The 17,412-nt window shown below is 42.7% G+C and carries 18 protein-coding genes; 2 read left to right on the top strand and 16 right to left on the bottom strand.

Annotated elements, in window-relative coordinates:
* Positions 1-128: 128 nt before the first annotated feature.
* The 3 genes from hpf to ABID27_RS09570 form a co-directional block, all read right to left on the bottom strand.
* Positions 129-674: a ribosome hibernation-promoting factor, HPF/YfiA family gene (gene hpf, locus ABID27_RS09580; RefSeq protein WP_253366016.1), complete on the bottom strand. Its 546-nt coding sequence runs from the start codon at positions 672-674 to the stop codon at positions 129-131.
* A 76-nt stretch (positions 675-750) separates the two neighbouring features.
* Positions 751-1,413 carry a ComFC family protein gene (locus ABID27_RS09575; RefSeq protein WP_354281798.1) on the bottom strand — a complete coding sequence of 221 codons (663 nt, stop codon included), beginning with the start codon at positions 1,411-1,413 and terminating at the stop codon, positions 751-753.
* Positions 1,413-2,696, bottom strand: coding sequence for an ATP-dependent helicase ComFA (locus tag ABID27_RS09570; RefSeq protein ID WP_354281796.1), 1,284 nt, complete (start codon positions 2,694-2,696; stop codon positions 1,413-1,415). Before ABID27_RS09570 ends, ABID27_RS09575 begins: the two co-directional genes overlap by 1 nt.
* A gap of 65 nt (positions 2,697-2,761) precedes the next feature.
* Between ABID27_RS09570 and ABID27_RS09565 the strand changes: the two genes are divergently transcribed.
* Both ABID27_RS09565 and cysK read left to right on the top strand, forming a co-directional pair.
* Positions 2,762-3,394: a YigZ family protein gene (locus tag ABID27_RS09565; protein ID WP_253366022.1), complete on the top strand. Its 633-nt coding sequence runs from the start codon at positions 2,762-2,764 to the stop codon at positions 3,392-3,394.
* A gap of 87 nt (positions 3,395-3,481) precedes the next feature.
* Positions 3,482-4,408 (top strand): cysteine synthase A, encoded by a 927-nt coding sequence (cysK, locus tag ABID27_RS09560; protein ID WP_253366024.1) that lies wholly within the window; start codon positions 3,482-3,484, stop codon positions 4,406-4,408.
* A gap of 27 nt (positions 4,409-4,435) precedes the next feature.
* Here the strand turns inward: cysK and ABID27_RS09555 are convergent, their stop codons facing one another.
* The 13 genes from ABID27_RS09555 to ABID27_RS09495 all read right to left on the bottom strand — a co-directional run bounded on the left by ABID27_RS09555 (position 4,436) and on the right by ABID27_RS09495 (position 17,349).
* The gene (locus ABID27_RS09555; RefSeq protein ID WP_253366026.1) at positions 4,436-4,798 is read right to left on the bottom strand and encodes a S1 RNA-binding domain-containing protein; all 363 of its coding nucleotides are present in this window, start codon (positions 4,796-4,798) and stop codon (positions 4,436-4,438) included.
* 1 nt (position 4,799) lies between these two features.
* Positions 4,800-6,197 carry a Cof-type HAD-IIB family hydrolase gene (locus ABID27_RS09550; RefSeq protein WP_354281793.1) on the bottom strand — a complete coding sequence of 466 codons (1,398 nt, stop codon included), beginning with the start codon at positions 6,195-6,197 and terminating at the stop codon, positions 4,800-4,802.
* Positions 6,198-6,235: 38 nt separating this feature from the next.
* A complete protein-coding gene (locus tag ABID27_RS09545; protein WP_354281791.1) occupies positions 6,236-6,877 on the bottom strand; it encodes a response regulator transcription factor in 642 nt (213 codons plus the stop codon).
* Complete coding sequence (locus ABID27_RS09540) at positions 6,870-7,865, bottom strand: envelope stress sensor histidine kinase LiaS (RefSeq protein ID WP_253366032.1); 996 nt, start codon at positions 7,863-7,865, stop codon at positions 6,870-6,872. The genes ABID27_RS09545 and ABID27_RS09540 overlap by 8 nt, the downstream gene beginning before the upstream one ends.
* On the bottom strand, positions 7,862-8,557 hold the full coding sequence (gene liaF / locus ABID27_RS09535) for a cell wall-active antibiotics response protein LiaF (protein ID WP_253366034.1): 696 nt from the start codon (positions 8,555-8,557) through the stop codon (positions 7,862-7,864). Before liaF ends, ABID27_RS09540 begins: the two co-directional genes overlap by 4 nt.
* 136 nt (positions 8,558-8,693) lie before the next feature.
* Positions 8,694-10,667 (bottom strand): Stk1 family PASTA domain-containing Ser/Thr kinase, encoded by a 1,974-nt coding sequence (pknB, locus tag ABID27_RS09530; protein ID WP_253366036.1) that lies wholly within the window; start codon positions 10,665-10,667, stop codon positions 8,694-8,696.
* Positions 10,668-10,670: 3 nt separating this feature from the next.
* Positions 10,671-11,405, bottom strand: coding sequence for a Stp1/IreP family PP2C-type Ser/Thr phosphatase (locus ABID27_RS09525; RefSeq protein ID WP_253366038.1), 735 nt, complete (start codon positions 11,403-11,405; stop codon positions 10,671-10,673).
* Positions 11,406-11,443: 38 nt separating this feature from the next.
* A complete protein-coding gene (gene rsmB / locus ABID27_RS09520; protein WP_253366040.1) occupies positions 11,444-12,757 on the bottom strand; it encodes a 16S rRNA (cytosine(967)-C(5))-methyltransferase RsmB in 1,314 nt (437 codons plus the stop codon).
* On the bottom strand, positions 12,747-13,682 hold the full coding sequence (fmt, locus tag ABID27_RS09515; RefSeq protein ID WP_253366042.1) for a methionyl-tRNA formyltransferase: 936 nt from the start codon (positions 13,680-13,682) through the stop codon (positions 12,747-12,749). The genes rsmB and fmt overlap by 11 nt, the downstream gene beginning before the upstream one ends.
* Before the next feature lie 241 nt (positions 13,683-13,923).
* Positions 13,924-14,412 carry an AAA family ATPase gene (locus tag ABID27_RS09510; protein ID WP_354281788.1) on the bottom strand — a complete coding sequence of 163 codons (489 nt, stop codon included), beginning with the start codon at positions 14,410-14,412 and terminating at the stop codon, positions 13,924-13,926.
* 21 nt (positions 14,413-14,433) lie between these two features.
* A complete protein-coding gene (locus tag ABID27_RS09505) occupies positions 14,434-14,673 on the bottom strand; it encodes a GNAT family N-acetyltransferase (protein WP_354281806.1) in 240 nt (79 codons plus the stop codon).
* Between the two features lie 23 nt (positions 14,674-14,696).
* Complete coding sequence (locus ABID27_RS09500) at positions 14,697-14,939, bottom strand: GNAT family acetyltransferase (protein WP_354281786.1); 243 nt, start codon at positions 14,937-14,939, stop codon at positions 14,697-14,699.
* Between the two features lie 28 nt (positions 14,940-14,967).
* A complete protein-coding gene (locus ABID27_RS09495) occupies positions 14,968-17,349 on the bottom strand; it encodes a primosomal protein N' (RefSeq protein WP_354281784.1) in 2,382 nt (793 codons plus the stop codon).
* Positions 17,350-17,412 lie beyond the last annotated feature (63 nt).

Genomic DNA, 17,412 nt, shown 5'->3' with positions numbered 1-17,412 from the left:
TTAGAAACTTTTTTCATGACCGCCGCCCCTCACGAGACAACTTAATTAGTATATCAGACTACCTCACTACTGTCAACACTGTTTTTGACTTTTTTTCAAAAAAATTCACCCCTTATTGGGGCGAATTTTTAATTGCGTACTTCTAACAGTCCAAGATCTCCATCTTCGCGTTTGTAAAGCACATTTGTCGTATGGTCTTTTGCATCTACATAGATGAAGAAGTCATGTCCCAATAGTTCTAATTGCAATTTTGCTTCTTCTAAGTCCATTGGTTTCGCATCAACTTGTTTTGTGCGAACAACTTTAACTTCTTCTACTGCTGCTTGCTCTTCTAGTTCTGCTGTAAAGATTTGGCTAATCGCAACCTTTTGTCTATTTTTCTTTTCAATCTTTGTTTTATTGCGACGAATTTGACGTTCGATTTTATCTACTACAAGGTCAATTGAGCCATACATATCCTGAGAAATATCTTCTGCTCGAAGCGTGATAGAACCAAGCGGAATAGTTACTTCAACCTTAGAAGTTTTTTCACGGTAAACTTTCAAATTCACCTTAGCATTCAATTCTTGCTCTTCATTGAAGTACTTTTCAATTTTTGCTACCTTATCTTCAACATAGCGACGGAGTGCATCTGTCACTTCAAGGTTTTCACCACGAATACTGAATTTAATCATATGAGTACCTCTTTCTCGGCTTTCGCCTTTCTTCCCTTTTATTATATCACTTTCTATAAATAATGCAAGCGTTTTCTCACCTTGCCAATGAAAACGTCTTGATTTCTTTCTTTCCTTTTTTCAATATAGCCTCTTTTGCCCTTTCAAAAGTCACACCTGTCGTATAGATATCATCAATTAATAAAATCTTTTCTGGCACTTGTTTATATGAAACCACATAAAATGGTTGCTCTAATTTCAATCGTTCCTGACGCGTTTTTTCCGATTGCTTTTCTGTCTCATATTTTCCCAACAATTCTTGATAGGGAAGTCTTGCTGCATCTAATAGACCTTTAACCTGATTGAAACCACGCTCTTCTTCTCGTTTTTGACTGACAGGAATCGGGACTAGGGTATAGTCTTGGTAATTTTTTAATACTTTTTGCAATTTTTTGCTAAATATTTTTCTTAAAAGATAATCCCCTTCGAACTTATAGCGACTAAAATAGGATTTCATCGTTTCGTTATATTGATAAAGACTGGCGTGATCAATGATTTTTCCCTGCTTTTCCCATTTGATGCAATCCTCACAAATCTCATCTGTCATCCCCTTATAACATCGTTGGCAGTGTTGATCAGGTATTTTTTCAAAAGACATTTGGCACGATAAACAGAGAACCTCTTCTCTTACTCGGAGAAAATAAAGTTCTGAAAATGTTTGCCGACCTGCTACTGCCGCACCGCATAGTAAACAATTCATCAATAACCAGCCTCCTTGTTCATCAACTTAATTTCTTTTATAGCATTATCAATTGCTTTGTTTGTTTCCTCCAGGAAGAAAAACAAGAGCCCCGTCGGTCTTTCCGCACTCCGACCCACTCGACCTGAAATCTGGACTAGAGAGGATGAAGTGTACAATCGATGATTGGCTTGTAAAACAAAAACATCCACACAAGGAAAAGTCACTCCTCGTTCTAAAATGGTCGTTGAGATAAGGATTCCAATTTCACCGCTACGAAATTGCTCTACGATTTCCAAGCGATTTTCTGTTTGACTGGAAACAAAGCCTATTTTTTCCTTTGGATAATAGTGTCCTATAATAGAAGAAAGTTCTTTCCCTTTTGTAATTTCTGGAGCAAAAATAAGCAAGGGAAAGCCTGTCTTCCGCTGATCAGCAATAGCTTTTTTAATCACCGCCGGAAGTTGATTTTTAGATAATTGCTTGTCAAATTGATGTATCCAAACCTTACTTGGAACGACTAGCGGATTTTCATGAAAACGTCTAGGAAGACGCAATCGCTCCAACTCCTTCTTTTTTACCTTTTTATCTAACTCGGCTGTAGAAGTGGCTGTCAAGAAGACTTGGACACCATTTTCTTTGACAGCATTGTCAACAGCTTGGTAGAGAACTGGATTGTCTGCATAAGGAAAGGCATCAACTTCATCTATCAAAATCAAGTCAAAGGCGCGGTAAAACTTCAGTAGCTGGTGAGTGGTCGCAATCACAAGCGGTGTCCGAAAGTAGGGTTCGGACTCTCCATGTAAAAGTGAAATAGAACACGCAAAATCTCTTTTCAACCGCTTATACAGTTCGATGCAGACATCAATTCGAGGACTTGCCAAGCAGGCACTACCGCCTTGGTCAATCACTTGTGCTACCGCTTCATAAATCATTTCCGTCTTACCAGCACCTGTCACGGCATGGACCAAGGTTGGCTGCCTTGCTGCAATGTTGGCACAAAGTTTTGTCGAAATATCTGCCTGCCACTTAGTCAGTTGCCCCTTCCATAATAAAGAATCTTGTCTGGGAAAAGACTTCTGCGGAAAATAATAGATTTCTTGGTCACTGCGTACTCGTCCAAGTAAGATGCACTCTCTGCAATAGAAAGCACCGTTTGGGAGACGATTTTCAACAGGGTAAGGAGTTGCACAGCGTAGACAAGCCTTGGGATCCGGCGCTATGATTTCTGCCAATCGTCGCTCTTCCTCAGTCAATTGATACTTGGTAAACCAACGACCGAGATAATCTTCATTTATGTTCATACTTGATTATTCGTAAATTGATAGGAAAACTTGATAAGTCCTACAAAAATGTGTACAATTTTCTTATGAAGAAATACAAGACGATTAAAGAAGATGGTGTCATTCAGATTGACATAAAAAAATCGCAGTTTATTTGCCATCTAAAACGGGTAACTAGCGAAGAAGAGGCACGTGAATTTATCAACTCCTTAAGAAAGGAACACTACAAGGCTAATCACAACTGCTCTGCTTTTATCTTGGGAGAACAGTCTAGTACCAAACGTTCTTCCGATGATGGGGAGCCTTCAGGAACAGCCGGAGTTCCCATGCTGACAGTTTTAGAAAATCATGAGCTAACCGATGTTGTGGCTGTGGTGACGCGTTATTTTGGCGGTATAAAGTTGGGGGCTGGAGGGCTGATCCGTGCTTACGCTGGAGCAGTGGCTGAAGCAGTCAAAAAGATTGGCTGCGTTTTAGTCAAAGAGCAACAGGGGATTCAGGTCACTTTATCCTACGCACAATACCAAGATTTTGCCAAATGGTGTTCTGAAAATGGATTGGTCGAATATGACACCCAATTTTTAGAAACTGTAACAACAACTCTCTACGTTGACAAGGAAGACACTCAGACAACTATTAACAGTCTAAGGGACTACTATCATGGTAAAATTCATGCAACTGAGACGTCAGTTCGTGTGGTTGAAATCCCCATAAATTAAAAACAGCTATCATCTCGATAGCTTTTTTATATTTTACAAAAATAAGTACAGGGGGTATACTGAACCTACAAGAATTGGAGGAATACTATGGCTATTTATCAAAATATTACACAACTTATCGGAAAAACACCTGTTGTTAAATTGAACAATATCGTCCCTGAAGATGCAGCAGATGTTTATGTGAAGCTAGAGGCTTTCAACCCAGGTTCGTCTGTTAAAGACCGTATCGCTCTCAACATGATTGAAGATGCTGAAAAACGCGGTATCATCAAGCCAGGCGATACAATTGTGGAGCCAACTTCTGGAAATACAGGGATTGGGCTCGCTTGGGTCGGTGCTGCTAAAGGATACAAAGTGGTCATCGTGATGCCTGAGACAATGAGTGTCGAGCGCCGTAAAATCGTTCAAGCCTATGGTGCTGAATTGGTTCTTACACCTGGTTCTGAAGGCATTAAAGGTTCCATTGAAAAGGCAAAAGAAATCGCTGCTGAACGCGGTGCTTGGGTCCCATTGCAATTTGAAAATCCTGCCAACCCAGAAATTCATGAATTAACAACAGGAGCTGAAATTCTGGAAGACTTCGGTCCAACAGGTCTAGATGCCTTTGTAGCTGGTATCGGTACTGGTGGTACGATCACTGGTGTTTCTCGCGCGCTCAAAAAAGCAAATCCTGACATCCAAATTTATGGTTTGGAAGCAGATGAGTCAGCTGTCTTGTCAGGAGACAAACCTGGTCCACATAAAATTCAAGGTATCTCAACTGGTTTTATCCCAGGAGCTTTAGATACAAGTTCTTATGACCATGTATTACGTATCAAATCTGACGACGCCTTAGCTTTTGGTCGGACATTTGGTGGACAGGACGGATTCCTCATCGGTATTTCTGCCTCTGCTGCTATCTTTGGTGCCATTGAAGTTGCCAAAAAACTTGGAAAAGGGAAAAAAGTATTAGCCTTAGCTCCAGATAACGGAGAACGCTATCTATCAACTGCCCTCTATCAATTTGAAGACTAAAATAAAAACAAGTGAAATCAGATGATTTCACTTGTTTTCTTGTGCTAACATGTCTTTGGCTTCCTGAATCCATGTTGGCATAGCTTCTTCTAAGGGCTGGAAACCAAATTTATTGCGGTCATTCGTAAAACGATGACGACGCGGAAATTTTTGCTTTTCTTCTTCCAAGGTTCTAAGTGATAGGCTGGCTTTCTTCGAAAATTCATCATAATCCACCACCTGAACAAGAACTTGTTGTCCCATTTTCAGATGATCGTGGATATTGTCTACAAAGCCTGTCTTTATCTCAGAGATATGAATCAAACCAGTTGTTCCATCTTCTAATTCGACAAAGGCACCGTAGGGCTGTACACCTGTGATGATTCCTTGGATTTTATCTCCGATTTTCATCCTAGTCCTCGATTGTCACGCCAAGAATAACCACGTCTTCAAGAGGTTTGTCTTGTGAACCAGTCTCTACCGCTGCAATAGCATCCAAAACTGCAAATGAATCTGTATCCATCAAGTGACCGAAAACAGTATGACGTTGGTCCAAGTGAGGTGTGCCGCCATTTTCTGCATAGAGGGCTGCGATTTCTGCTGGCCAGCCACCACGTTCTAATTCTTTAGCTGAGTAGGGGAAGTTGGTGTTTTGAACGATAAAGAATTGGCTACCATTTGTATTTGGACCTGCATTAGCCATTGAAAGAGCACCACGTAGGTTGAAAACTTCCATTGAAAATTCATCTTCAAAAGAGTCTCCATAGATGGATTGTCCACCCATACCCGTACCTGTTGGGTCGCCACCTTGAATCATAAAGTCTTTGATAATACGGTGGAAAATAACACCATCATAATAACCATCTTTTGAAAGAGCGACAAAGTTGGCCACTGTTTTTGGTGCTTGTTCTGGGAAAAGCTTGATTTTAAGGTCACCATGATTGGTTTGAATTGTTGCAATTGGTCCTTCTGCATTTGCAAGGTCAAGTTGTGGATAATTTCTAATTGTTTCTACCATTCCTAATTTCTCCAAGGCATCATAGATGCCATCTTCTTCTAATTTTTTTGTAATGTAATCCGCTTTTGCTGCTAGTGCTGGATGGGATTCTCCCATGGCAATACTGATACCGGCATAGTCAAACAGTTCAATGTCGTTGAGACCATCACCAAAAACCAGTACATTTTCAGGTTTTAATCCTAAATGCTCTACTAATTTTGCGACTCCTGTAGCCTTAGAGGCTGTCTTCAAAAGGATATCAGATGAGCGTGTTTCCCAACGGACACTCTTGAGTTCAGCCAGTTCTTCTGACAAGATAGCTTCGAATCCATTGGGCTCAAAGGTCCACATCTGGTAGATATCCTTGCCTTGATAAAAATCTGGATTGATTTCTAAATCATCATAAACGATATCAATAGTTTCTTGAACTGCATCATTTCTCTCAGAAATTGCTGCTGCCTCTGCCCCCATAAAGCCATAAGCAATGCCGATTTCTTGAGACCAAGCAATGTAGGCTTCCACCAATTCCCGAGGAATGGGATTGTCGTAGATAATGTTTCCTTTTTTATCTTCTACCAAACTGCCATTCATCATAGCAAAATAGTCTGGCTTGAGTGCGGCTAACTCAGGTACTACTCCGTACTTGGCACGACCGGAAGCCAGCCCTGTTTCGATTCCTTTTTTTCGCAAGGATTCAAAGACATGTGGGATTGTCGCTGGGATATAGCCTGTATTTTTTACACGCAAGGTATCATCAATATCAAAAATCACCAACTTGATTTTCTTGGCTCGGTATTTTAACTTAGCGTCCATGAATCTCCCTTCTCTTACTTTCTTTCAATAGTATACCACTATTCATCCTCTTGTGCCACCAGTCCATGTTGAAATGCATAGACAACCGCCTGTGTGCGGTCGCTTACTTCAAGCTTGGACAAGATATTGGACACATGGGTTTTAACTGTTTTTAGGGAAATGAAGGATTCATCAGCAATCCGCTGATTATCGTAACCTTTGGCCAAGAGGGTCAAAATCTCGCGTTCACGAGCCGTCAAACCTTCATGCAAGGCTGGATGTTTGCGGTGGTGTTCTACCTTTTTCTCCACCTCTGTCTCAATGGCCAATTCTCCCCGCGAAACTTTGCGAATAGCTTGGACAATTTCATCTGCGCTAGATGTTTTGAACATGTAGCCTTTGGCTCCCGCATTCAGAACTGGATAAATTTTTTCATTATCCAGATAAGAGGTCAAAATGACAATCTTTGCTTCAGGCCATTTTTCCAAGATAGCAAGCGTCGCTTCAACTCCTGTCATCTTGGGCATGACCAAATCCATGACAATAACATCTGGCTTTTCAGCCAAGGCCATCTCCAAGCCCTGCTCGCCATCATTTGCCTCTGCCACAACCTCAACATCGGGCTGTAAATTTAAAAAACTTTTCAATCCTAGTCGGACCATCTCATGGTCGTCGACCAGTAATACTCGAATTTTACTCATCTTCTTTTCCTTTCAAAAGTGGAATACGAATATCAATGGCCACACCTCGCTGAGGGGCTGTTCGAATTTTAACTGTTCCAGCCATATCCTCCACACGGTCTTGGATATTCTGCAAGCCATAACTCATATCCTTTTCATCCGTCTGCTCGAATCCAAGGCCGTCATCAGACATTTTCAGCTGTACTTCTGTCTCATGCTGTACCAGATAGACATCGAGGTGCTCAGCCTTGGCATGTCGCAAGGTATTACTGATAATTTCTTGACCAATGCGGAACAAATGCTCTTCTATCAACTTGGGCAGATGGTCAATTTCATGATGGAAGGTAACTTGAATAGTGCTTTTATCACTAACTTCCTTCAAAATCACTTCGAATCCCTCTACCAAATTTTTTCCTGCTAATTCACTTGGTCGCAAATGCAGTAATAATATGCGTAGGTCTTTCTGGGCTGATTCTATCAAGTCCTTGACGGTGCCCAGTTGCTGTGACAAGGTCTCCGCTGGTAGCTGGTCTAGATTTGCAGATAAACCTGACAAAATCATACTCGTCGCAAACAACTCTTGGCTAACTGTATCGTGTAAATCGCGAGCAATCCGCTTGCGTTCACCCTCTACAATTTCCTCTCGCCTAACTAAGTCTTGGTTGTCAATCAGTTGAACTTGCTTGGTTAAATTTCGCACCTTGTCCGACAAATCCAATAAGAGCTGATCCTCTTCTGAACTTGTACGAATACTTTTATTCTGCAAAATAGACCGTAATTTTTGCCGCATAAGCTGAGTTGCGGTAATAGCCGAGGATTGAACCAAGATAAAAAGAAAGAATGCCAAGACAAGGACCAGTAAAATCAAGGTAAAAATCAGCTGATCAGTGGCAATCCAGAGAGAAACATCCCAAATGGATAAGTGCAACAGAGGAAAAATGGCTGCTAGGACAACCAAGATAATCAGAGCTGCATACCAAATCAGAAGGAGAAAGGTTCGTTTTGTCATACGCGGACCACCTCCACATCGCCAAAGAGGCTGTTATTGACGATTTTCACTCGCTTATGCGATTCCTTGTAATGTGAGCTGGAAATAGAAAAACTTTCATTGCGCAGATCCCATTCGGATAATCCTAAAAATCGAACCTGACCATAGAGGCTGGTTGCCGACAAGCTGACCTCTACATCAATTGGAACAACTATTTTCGTTCGACCAAATACTTTTCGGACCATAACAATATTATCCCGACCGACCAAGACCGTCTCATCCAGGTCTACCACATCATTTCCAAACAATCGAATGATATTGATATCCTCAAAACCATAATGGTCTCGTGTATGTATCTGATTCCCCAGCCATTTATTTTTCTTGCGATCAACAGATACTGTCTCTTCATCCATGATAATGTGGGTATATTGATTTTTCTTTTCATTTCGGGCAAAAAAGTTTACCACCACATACAGCAAGGCAATCAAAACACCAACGATGAAAAATGGATTGAGTACAAAGACCAACAAAATTAAAATATTGGCACTGGTTATCAGGAGGCTATTGACCTTTCGACTGGTAAAGTACCAAATTACCAACAAGAGTGCTGCCAGGAGCAACAAGATACGCGCTGTCTCGCTGGCCAATATATCAAATAAGGCCAGGGTAAAAATAAAGGCCTCAACTAATAAAAAAAACTGTACTTTCTTCATGACTATTCCTCACTCTATTATTGTAACAAATTTTAGAGAGAAGTCGTAATTTTGCCTCCTTTCACAAAAGAAGAAACTTCCTTCTAAACTCTCATTATGAAGAAAAAGAATCTAGGTAATCCTAGATCCTTTATTGTTATTCGCTTGTGGTTGAGCCTGTAGTAGTTGTTGTCGTTGATGAACTTCCGGTCGTACTTGTTGTACCGCTTGTGCTTGCTACAGATACATAAAGCGTGACTGTTCCATCAATAACCGATCCTGCAGACGGGTATTGACTGAGAACCATGTCCGATGTAGAAGCTGTGACCGTTGAATCTGTTTGCTTTTCAATGGCAGAAACGGAAACACCCAACGCTTGCAACTGACGACGTGCTTCTGCATAGCTAACTTTCATATAACCAAAATCTGGCATGGTAATGGCTGCGCCTTTGGAAATAACCAAATTAACTGTACTTCCCTTAGCAACTTGAGCTTTAGCAGCAGGATCTGTGCTAATCACTAAACCAGCTGCCACAGTATCGCTAGCATTCTCCGTCACTGTACCGACGGTTAATCCAGCAGCTGTCAATGCATCTTTTGCTGCAGATTGGCTAATTCCTGCCACATCTGGAACAGTCACTGTTTCAACTCCTGAAGAGACTACTAGATTGATCGTGCTTCCTTTGGATTTAGAAGTATTGGCTTTTGGATCTGTACTGATGACATTGCCTTCTGCAACAGATTCGCTATTTTTATACTTCACTTCCCCAACTTTAAAACCAAGTTCCTGCAATTTGACCTTGGCCGTCTCCAAGTCACTACCTGATACATCTGGGACCGTAACAGCTTCTTCTACTGCGATAAACAAATCTACTGCACTACCTTCACGACGAGAAGTTTTGGCAGCCGGGTCCGTCCGAATCACCTTCCCAGCTTCAACATCTGAAGAGGCTTCTTCTTTTATCTGACCAATTTTAAGACCAGCTGATTCAATCTTGTCAACGGCTTGGTCACGCGTTAAGCCGGCTACATCTGGAACTTTAACCGTAGCTGGTGTACTGAGCAAAATTGTTACAAAGGCAGCTGCCAACAGGAAAATTGCTCCAATCAAGACCTTGTAGCGTGTACGCATCCGGCGTTTGATTTTGTCAGTTTTCTTCTCCGCTTCTGCTTGTTTAGCATTGTTCTTAGCTGGTGATTTTGCTTTAACTGGCTTTACTTCCGTAGTTGATTGGCTCAACTTAGGAAGTGTTTTAGTGTCTACTTTATTGTCTGATAGCTCGACTTTTTTCTCATTTTTTCGGCTACTTGATAAAGATGAAACCAGATCCGCATACATTTCTGCGACCGTTTTATAACGATCTGTTAATTTTTTTGCGGTAGCTTTTAGGACGACGTTTTCCAATGCTTGCGGCACTTGCGGATTGCTCGCACGAACAGATGGAAGTGGCTTTTGGAAATGCTGGAGGGCAATCGTAACCGCACTATCTCCATCATAAGGAATCCGACCTGTCAACATCTCAAAGAGGATAATCCCCATAGCATAGATGTCACTTTGAACCGTCGCCTTCGAACCACGCGCTTGCTCAGGCGAGAGGTAATGCACAGAACCCAACATCGAATTGGTCTGTGTCAGACTTGTCTCTGCAAAGGCAACTGCAATCCCAAAGTCGGTCACTTTTGCTATCCCATCTTGTGTCAAGAGGACATTTTGCGGCTTGAGGTCACGGTGAACAATCCCGCGCGTATGCGCCATACGCATAGCTAAAAGAATTTGCCCCATGATCCGAACCGCATCGTCATTTGACAAGGGAGCATTTTCCTTAATGTAGCGCTTCAAGTCCAATCCGTCAACGTATTCCATCGCCAGATATTGTTGACCATCTTCTTCACCAATATCTGAGATACGGACAATATTAGGGTGATCCAAATCCGCCATAGCACGCGCTTCCCGCTGGAAACGTTGGACGGCTATCTGATCCGTCTGATAATTAGTTCGAAGGACCTTAACAGCCACTTCTTCACCATCTAAAATCAGATCCCTAGCCAGATAGACATCCGCCATGCCACCACGACCGATCTGCCGAACGACCCGATAGCGACCTGCAAATATCTTTCCAATTTGAATCATGGATTAGGCCTCCTCCGTTAGATGAAGAAGCGCAACGGTGATATTATCTGTTCCTCCTGCATTATTGGCAAAGCGAATGAGACTCTCAGCTTTATTAGCAAGTGGCACTTCGCTGACCAAAATATCACGGATATCTCCGGTTGAAATCATATTTGTCAACCCATCACTGTTAACGAGAACATAGTCTCCCACTTCCAGTTTTTTGATCGCGATATCTGGCTCCACTGGATCTTGCTGCCCAATTGATTGCGTAATAATATTCTTTTGCGGGTGGCGACTCGCTTCTTCTTCGGTCAATTGACCTGCACGCACCAAAGCGCCTACCAAGGAATGGTCACTTGTTAATTGCACGTATTCTTCATTGCGAACAATCCCAATACGTGAATCACCGATGTGGGCATAAATCATTTGTTGCTCGATGACAACAACAGCTTCAAGCGTTGTTCCCATGCCTTTATATTCTTCTGTTTGACCGAGTTCGTAGATTTTTTGATTTTCTTTTTCAATCACATCTACAAACCATTCACGGACATCATTGAGGGTGTTGAGTTGTGCATCAACCCATGCCGCCCCAAGATCTGTCGCTGTCATTTCACTAGCGATATGACCTGCACGGTGACCGCCCATACCATCTGCTAAGATAATCAAATCAACTCCTGCACGGTTTGTATAACGGTTGACATAGTCTTGGTTATTTGATCTCTTTTGACCAACATCTGTTAATAAAGCATATTCCATACTGTCTTTTTGCTGAAAAATCAGCTTCCTCCTCTAATTTAGGATATTCTCCGTACTTGACTAATGAAAAATCCATCTGTCTGATACTGTTCTGGTGTAATCAAGATGCATCCATCCACTAAAATATCTGAACAAGGATGTTCGAGCATGACTTGTTCAAAATTTGGATGCTGTCTTAAAAATTCTTGGACGACTTCTTGATTTTCTTTTTGGACAATGGTGCAAGTACTGTAGGTTATTATACCACCTTTTTTAATGCTTTGGCAAACACTGTCCAGTATCTCTAGCTGCGTTTCCTGCAAACTAGAAAAATCTGCCATTTCTTTATTGTATTTGATATCTGGTTTGCGACGAATGAGCCCAATCCCCGAACACGGTGCATCCACCAATATTTTATCAAAGCTATCTGGGCCAAAATGCTGGGCAACTTGTCTGGCATCCAATTTTTGAATAAGGACCTTATCTCCAACCCCTAGGCGCTCAGCATTTTCTGCAATAAGAGCTAGTTTATGGTCGTAGAGGTCAAGTGCGGTCACCTGCCCAGTGGTTAGATAAGAAGCTATGTGCATGGTCTTCCCACCGGGAGCTGCACAAGCATCTAAGACGTGCTCTTGCCCTTCCAACTTCAACGTTGGGGCGACCAGCTGACTGGTTTCATCCTGGATGGTAATTTCTCCATTTGCAAAGGCTTCACTGGCTGCAAAATGTCCACTTGGAGCAACAAGACTAACTGGTGACAACTGGGATAGCTCAGCAGCTAATTCTTCTTGCAAACGAGGTCGCTCCTCTTGCTTCACAACTCGGACACTGGCTTTGTTTCGCTCGAACAAGCTAGCCATAATCTTCTCTGCTCGCTCATCCCCGTACTCTTCTGAGAGGAGTTTAACCAGCCATATCGGAACTGAATACTGGATGGATAGACGTTTATTTTTTCGCTTGATGGTCGCAATCTCTGGTAAGTCTTGAGAAACTATTTTTCGCAAGATGGCATTGACAAACTTGTCTGTCCCCTTGCCACGCTTGGCTAAATTTACCGCTTCGTTGACCAAGGCGTGAGTCGGTATTTTATCCAGATAAAGCAGCTGATAGAGGCTCAGCATCAGCAGATAATAAACCCAGGTGTCCAGCTTATCCCTGTCTGCAATATAGTGTGACAAATACCATTCCAAGGTCAATTTTCGTGCTACAGTACCGTAGACCAACTCCGTTGCTAGTCCCTTATCCTGACTAGTCAATGGAGACTTGTCCAGTTCCTGCTTCAGTGCAATATTGCTATAAGCTCCATCGTCAAAAATTTGAGTCAATACAGTCAGAGCCAAACTGCGAGCGGTTTGATTATTCTTACTCACCAAATTGTTCTCCTACCTGCACATCACGTCCAGCTCCATTCAAGAAATCTGCTACAGACATCTTGGGCTTTCCTGCTGGTTGCACTGTTTTAAGAGAAATAGCCCCCTGACCAGTGGCTAGAACCAAGTCTTTCTTAGTGCGGGCGATTACTTGTCCTGGCAGACCCGAGCCATCTACTTCTACCGCTTCATAGACCTTGAACCGTTCACCCTTCCAGAGAGTGTGGGCAACTGGCCAAGGACTCATACCGCGTACTTGGTTGAAGATCTGACGAGCTGTCTTTGTTAAATCTAATCGTTCTTCTTCTGGTTGAATATTTGGTGAGAAGCTGACTTGACTAGCATCTTGTGGGGTAGGTTGTAATTGCCCTGATAGGTAATCTGGTAACTTATTCAAGAGCAAGTCACGACCAACCACTGCCAACTTTTCAAAAAGAGTGCCGACATTGTCCGCTTCTTCAATAACAATGCTGTCACTGGCAATCATATCACCGGCATCCATTTCTTTGACCATTTCCATCAAAGTCACACCTGCGCGCTCGTCACCATTGATCAAAGCATAATGAATCGGCGCTCCACCTCTGTATTTTGGCAAAAGTGACGCATGAACATTGACTGCAAAATCAACCGAATTCAATAATGTTATCGGTAAAAATTGACCAAAAGCTGCCGTAATAATCCCGTCCGCTCCCAAAGCCATGATATCTGCCATTTCTTGGCTTCCAGACAATTTTTCAGGCTGAAAGACAGGTAAATTATTGGCAAGCGCAACTTCTTTGACAGGTGTCATTTTCAACACTTTCTTCCGACCAACTGCTCTATCAGGTTGTGTCACAACAGCTAGAACTTGGTAGCGTGTATCTGTTAAAATTCCTTCTAAAACTGTCGCCGCAAATTGAGGCGTTCCCATAAAAATTACCTTGGTCATGTATTTCCTCGCTTCATTTCTATCCTTTCATTATACCATTTTCTAGCTTATTTTACTCTTAAGAAGATTAACTGGCCGCAAGTTAGACCGAAAAAGAAAGTGAGACTCAATCGTGATTTCTTAGAAATCGATTTTGTCGATACTTGCCTTGCAAAGAATCAGAATATTCAGTCACCCCTTATGTCAAACTGTTAAAATTATAAAAAATCAAGAACCCAGGACTGAGTCCCAGGTTCTCTGCTCACAATTTTCTTAAGATGATTTCAGCTATTTCTTCTAAAGTACTTGTCCTATCAATCAACTCTTCCCGCAAATAAGAAGAATAGTCCTTTTCCAACCACCATGATCGCAAGACATCTTCTCCATATTCTCGAGCCTGTGGCTTGGTCTCATGCCGCAGTAGAGTCTCCTCAAAAGAAAGGTCAAAATAATAGGCTAGTACATTTTCTTGATACAGGTCTCTTGCCTGCTGAAAAAGAGGAGCATACCAATCACTTCGTAAAATTCCCTCTACAATAACCAATTCAAACTCACTGTGACCAATCGCTAACATTTCCTGCAGGATAGCTAGAGCAGGCGTCGCCGGTCCATCCTTGCAGGCCAGCATCTCCCTACGAACCGTATCCTGAGAAATCAAAAATGCCGAACACGGCGCCTGATCTCGGATCAACTTTGCCAAAGTTGTTTTGCCACTAGCCGAATTGCCACGGATAAATAGACATTTTTTCATCGTTATCAACACCTACTCTCCTCACAACTCTCGGCTTAAAACAATCACGATTCCTTGGTCATTCTTGATCTGAATACCCGTTTCTACAAATCCACATTTCTCCCAGAAGTTTTGACTTTGCTGATTTCCAGCCATATACCCCAACCTCGCATAACAAAAACCATTGTTTCGCAATCCAACCAACATTTCCTTTAGAATGTTAGTACCTATACCTTTCCCAGATTGATGACAGTCTACCATGAAAAAGCCAATAAATACGATATCTTCTTGTGGATAATGTGCGATCAGGTCACGATTGTCACCAGTGCCCGACCTTGAAAAAATCCGAGAAAATACTTATCTGCCATTGTTTTCCCCACTAGCAGAGCCTGCATATCCTCTACCACGCTTGCTTGACTAGGCGCAGGCGGACTGTACTGATAGTATAAAGAATTCCCCCGCTCAAGTTCAAGAATGCTCGCAACATCCTGTTCTGTCAATCTTCTAACACGATAGGATCGGGATAATTGTTCAATTTGTATTTTCATACTTTTCCTTAAAATAACTGTTTTGGCTCTACATCAAATTCTGCGGTTCATTATCAATGACCAGTCGCAAATCTTTGTTGTCCGCCAACTGCCCCCAGTCCAAAATCTGATTTAAGACCTGCTCTAAATTTTCTTCCTTGCGGTATTTGAGCAAAATTTGGTAATGATAGAGATTGTGCGTCCGCGCAATGGGTTTGGGCGTCGGACCCAATATCCGGATACCATCCGACAACTGCTGGCGCAAGAGACTGACGATTTCATAGGATTTTTTCACCACCGCTTCTTCGGACTTATGAGACAGGGTCAAGCCAATCGTGAAATAATAGGGCGGGTAGCCGAGGCTACGACGGATACCCATTTCATAGGTGTAAAAACCTTCATAATCTTGATTTTTAGCAAAGGAGATAGCGTAGTGATTTGGATTGTAGGTCTGGATAACCACTTCTCCTTCCTTGTCTGCTCGACCAGCCCGACCAGCTACTTGAGTCAACAGTTGAAATGTCCGCTCTGACGAACGGAAATCGGGTAAATTCAGCGCTGTATCTGCATTGAGTACCCCAACCAATGTAACATTTGGGAAATCCAAACCCTTAGCAATCATCTGCGTTCCCAAGAGAATGTCAGCCTCCTGTGCTTCAAATTGCTGAAGTAAGGCTTCGTGAGCTCCTTTTTTCCGAGTCGTATCTACATCCATCCTGAGAATTCTCGCATCCGGCAAGAGCGTCTGCAATTCATCCATAGCTTTCTGAGTTCCTGTACCATAGTAGCGAATGGAGCGACTAGCACAAGACGGACAGGTCGCCGGAATCGCCTTTTGAAAACCACAATAATGGCAATTTATGGTCTTGGTATCCATGTGCAAGGTCAGTGAAATATCACAATTTGGACATTGGTCAACCGCACCACAATCCCGACACATGACAAAGGACGAGTAACCTCTACGGTTGAGCATCAAGACAACTTGCTCCTTTTTATCCAACCGCTCTCGAATCTTATCCACCAATACCGGCGTGAAATTTCCCGCCTCTTGCTGACCAATATAGTCTCTAAAATCAATCACTTCAATCGTCGGCAAACTTGCCTTAGGATTGGCACGTTGAGTCAAGGTCAAGAAACCATAAACTCCACGACTAGCCCGAGCACGACTTTCCAAACTAGGAGTCGCAGACCCCAGCACCAAAACGGCCTTGTGATAGTCAGCCCGTAGCTTAGCCACATCTCTAGCGTGGTAACGCGGATTACTATCCTGCTTGTAGATTGACTCATGCTCTTCATCAATAATGATGGCCCCCACATTTTTCAAGGGCGCAAAAATGGCCGAACGGGCACCCACGACAACCTGGGCATCTCCACGCTGAATTTTCCGCCACTCGTCGTACTTTTCGCCATCCGACAGTCCCGAATGTAAAATGGCCACTTTCTGACCAAAACGCGCAATAAAGCGATTGGTCATCTGAGGAGTCAATGAAATTTCAGGTACTAGCATAATGGCCGCCTTGCCTGCCTGTAGCACTTGGTCAATCACTTGCAGATACACTTCCGTCTTTCCACTTCCTGTCACCCCTTCAAGCAAGTAGGTCTGGCTCTCCTGACCAACTTGAGACAAAATTTCCTTGACGGCAATGGCTTGTTCCGGATTGAGTTGCAAGGCCTGACTGATTTCAATTCCAGAAAAATACTCTTTGGTTCGACTAACCTCTTTTTCCCACACGCTTATTAAGTCATTTTCTCGGAAAAATTTGAGAATATCTGCTGAATACTCTTCTCGCAAGGAAGCCAATGGATACTCCCCTTCTTGCACCAGCAATTGGTCACGTAAGGCCAGCCGCTTTTTGGCACGATTTCCAAACTCAAACTGAGCCAATTTTTCAGCATTGACGCGGTACCATTTTTCAGTCTTGACCTGCTGCTTGTCCTTAGCAAGGTATTCAACCGTAACTTTCCCAGCTTGCGCCAGACGCATAGCCCGACCCTGCACTTGAGGATCCAACGTCGAGAAATGGACCTGAGCCTGCCCTTGGAAAAACTCCGCCTCATCTGCAGCAGTCAACCCTTCCGCCGGCCTCAAAATCTTGTCATAAGAAGAATTGAGCAAATTGGGCAACATGGCTTTCAGAATGGTGATTTTATAGGCAAAGACTGTTTTTCGCATCTGTTCAGCCAACCACAACTGCTCCTGATTGAGCACAGGAGAAAAATCCAAGACCTCTACAATAGCCTTCAAATCTGTCTGCTCTGATCTTTCAGAAAAACCAACCACAAGCCCTTGAATCAAGCGATTGCCCTTTCCAAAAGGAACATGAACCCGCATCCCAACTTGTAGCATCTGCGCAAATTCTTCTGGAATTTCGTAAGAATAGGGCTGGTCAGTTTGCATCAGGGGGACATCAACAATAACCTCTGCTAACATATTTCTCCTTTCTAGCTATTTTTTTAGAAAAGAAACCCAGCTGGCTGACCAACTGAGTTTTCC

The sequence above is a fragment of the Streptococcus gallinaceus genome, assembly GCF_040545695.1.
GTDB classification, from domain to species: Bacteria; Bacillota; Bacilli; order Lactobacillales; family Streptococcaceae; genus Streptococcus; species Streptococcus gallinaceus.
Note: the sequence above shows the minus strand (reverse complement) of the source record. Positions and strands in the feature narration are given on the sequence as shown.

Bases quoted from the DNA above. Each gene is read 5' to 3' on its own strand.
- ABID27_RS09575 (WP_354281798.1), bottom strand. From the start codon at position 1,413: ATGAATTGTTTACTATGCGGTGCGGCAGTAGCAGGTCGGCAAACATTT.
- ABID27_RS09495 (WP_354281784.1), bottom strand. From the start codon at position 17,349: ATGTTAGCAGAGGTTATTGTTGATGTCCCCCTGATGCAAACTGACCAG.
- pknB (WP_253366036.1), bottom strand. From the start codon at position 10,667: ATGATTCAAATTGGAAAGATATTTGCAGGTCGCTATCGGGTCGTTCGG.
- ABID27_RS09570 (WP_354281796.1), bottom strand. From the start codon at position 2,696: ATGAACATAAATGAAGATTATCTCGGTCGTTGGTTTACCAAGTATCAA.
- fmt (WP_253366042.1), bottom strand. From the start codon at position 13,682: ATGACCAAGGTAATTTTTATGGGAACGCCTCAATTTGCGGCGACAGTT.
- ABID27_RS09565 (WP_253366022.1), top strand. From the start codon at position 2,762: ATGAAGAAATACAAGACGATTAAAGAAGATGGTGTCATTCAGATTGAC.
- ABID27_RS09500 (WP_354281786.1), bottom strand. From the start codon at position 14,939: ATGAAAATACAAATTGAACAATTATCCCGATCCTATCGTGTTAGAAGA.
- liaF (WP_253366034.1), bottom strand. From the start codon at position 8,557: ATGAAGAAAGTACAGTTTTTTTTATTAGTTGAGGCCTTTATTTTTACC.
- ABID27_RS09550 (WP_354281793.1), bottom strand. From the start codon at position 6,197: ATGGACGCTAAGTTAAAATACCGAGCCAAGAAAATCAAGTTGGTGATT.
- ABID27_RS09540 (WP_253366032.1), bottom strand. From the start codon at position 7,865: ATGACAAAACGAACCTTTCTCCTTCTGATTTGGTATGCAGCTCTGATT.
- ABID27_RS09555 (WP_253366026.1), bottom strand. From the start codon at position 4,798: ATGAAAATCGGAGATAAAATCCAAGGAATCATCACAGGTGTACAGCCC.
- ABID27_RS09510 (WP_354281788.1), bottom strand. From the start codon at position 14,412: ATGAAAAAATGTCTATTTATCCGTGGCAATTCGGCTAGTGGCAAAACA.
- cysK (WP_253366024.1), top strand. From the start codon at position 3,482: ATGGCTATTTATCAAAATATTACACAACTTATCGGAAAAACACCTGTT.
- ABID27_RS09525 (WP_253366038.1), bottom strand. From the start codon at position 11,405: ATGGAATATGCTTTATTAACAGATGTTGGTCAAAAGAGATCAAATAAC.
- ABID27_RS09545 (WP_354281791.1), bottom strand. From the start codon at position 6,877: ATGAGTAAAATTCGAGTATTACTGGTCGACGACCATGAGATGGTCCGA.
- hpf (WP_253366016.1), bottom strand. From the start codon at position 674: ATGATTAAATTCAGTATTCGTGGTGAAAACCTTGAAGTGACAGATGCA.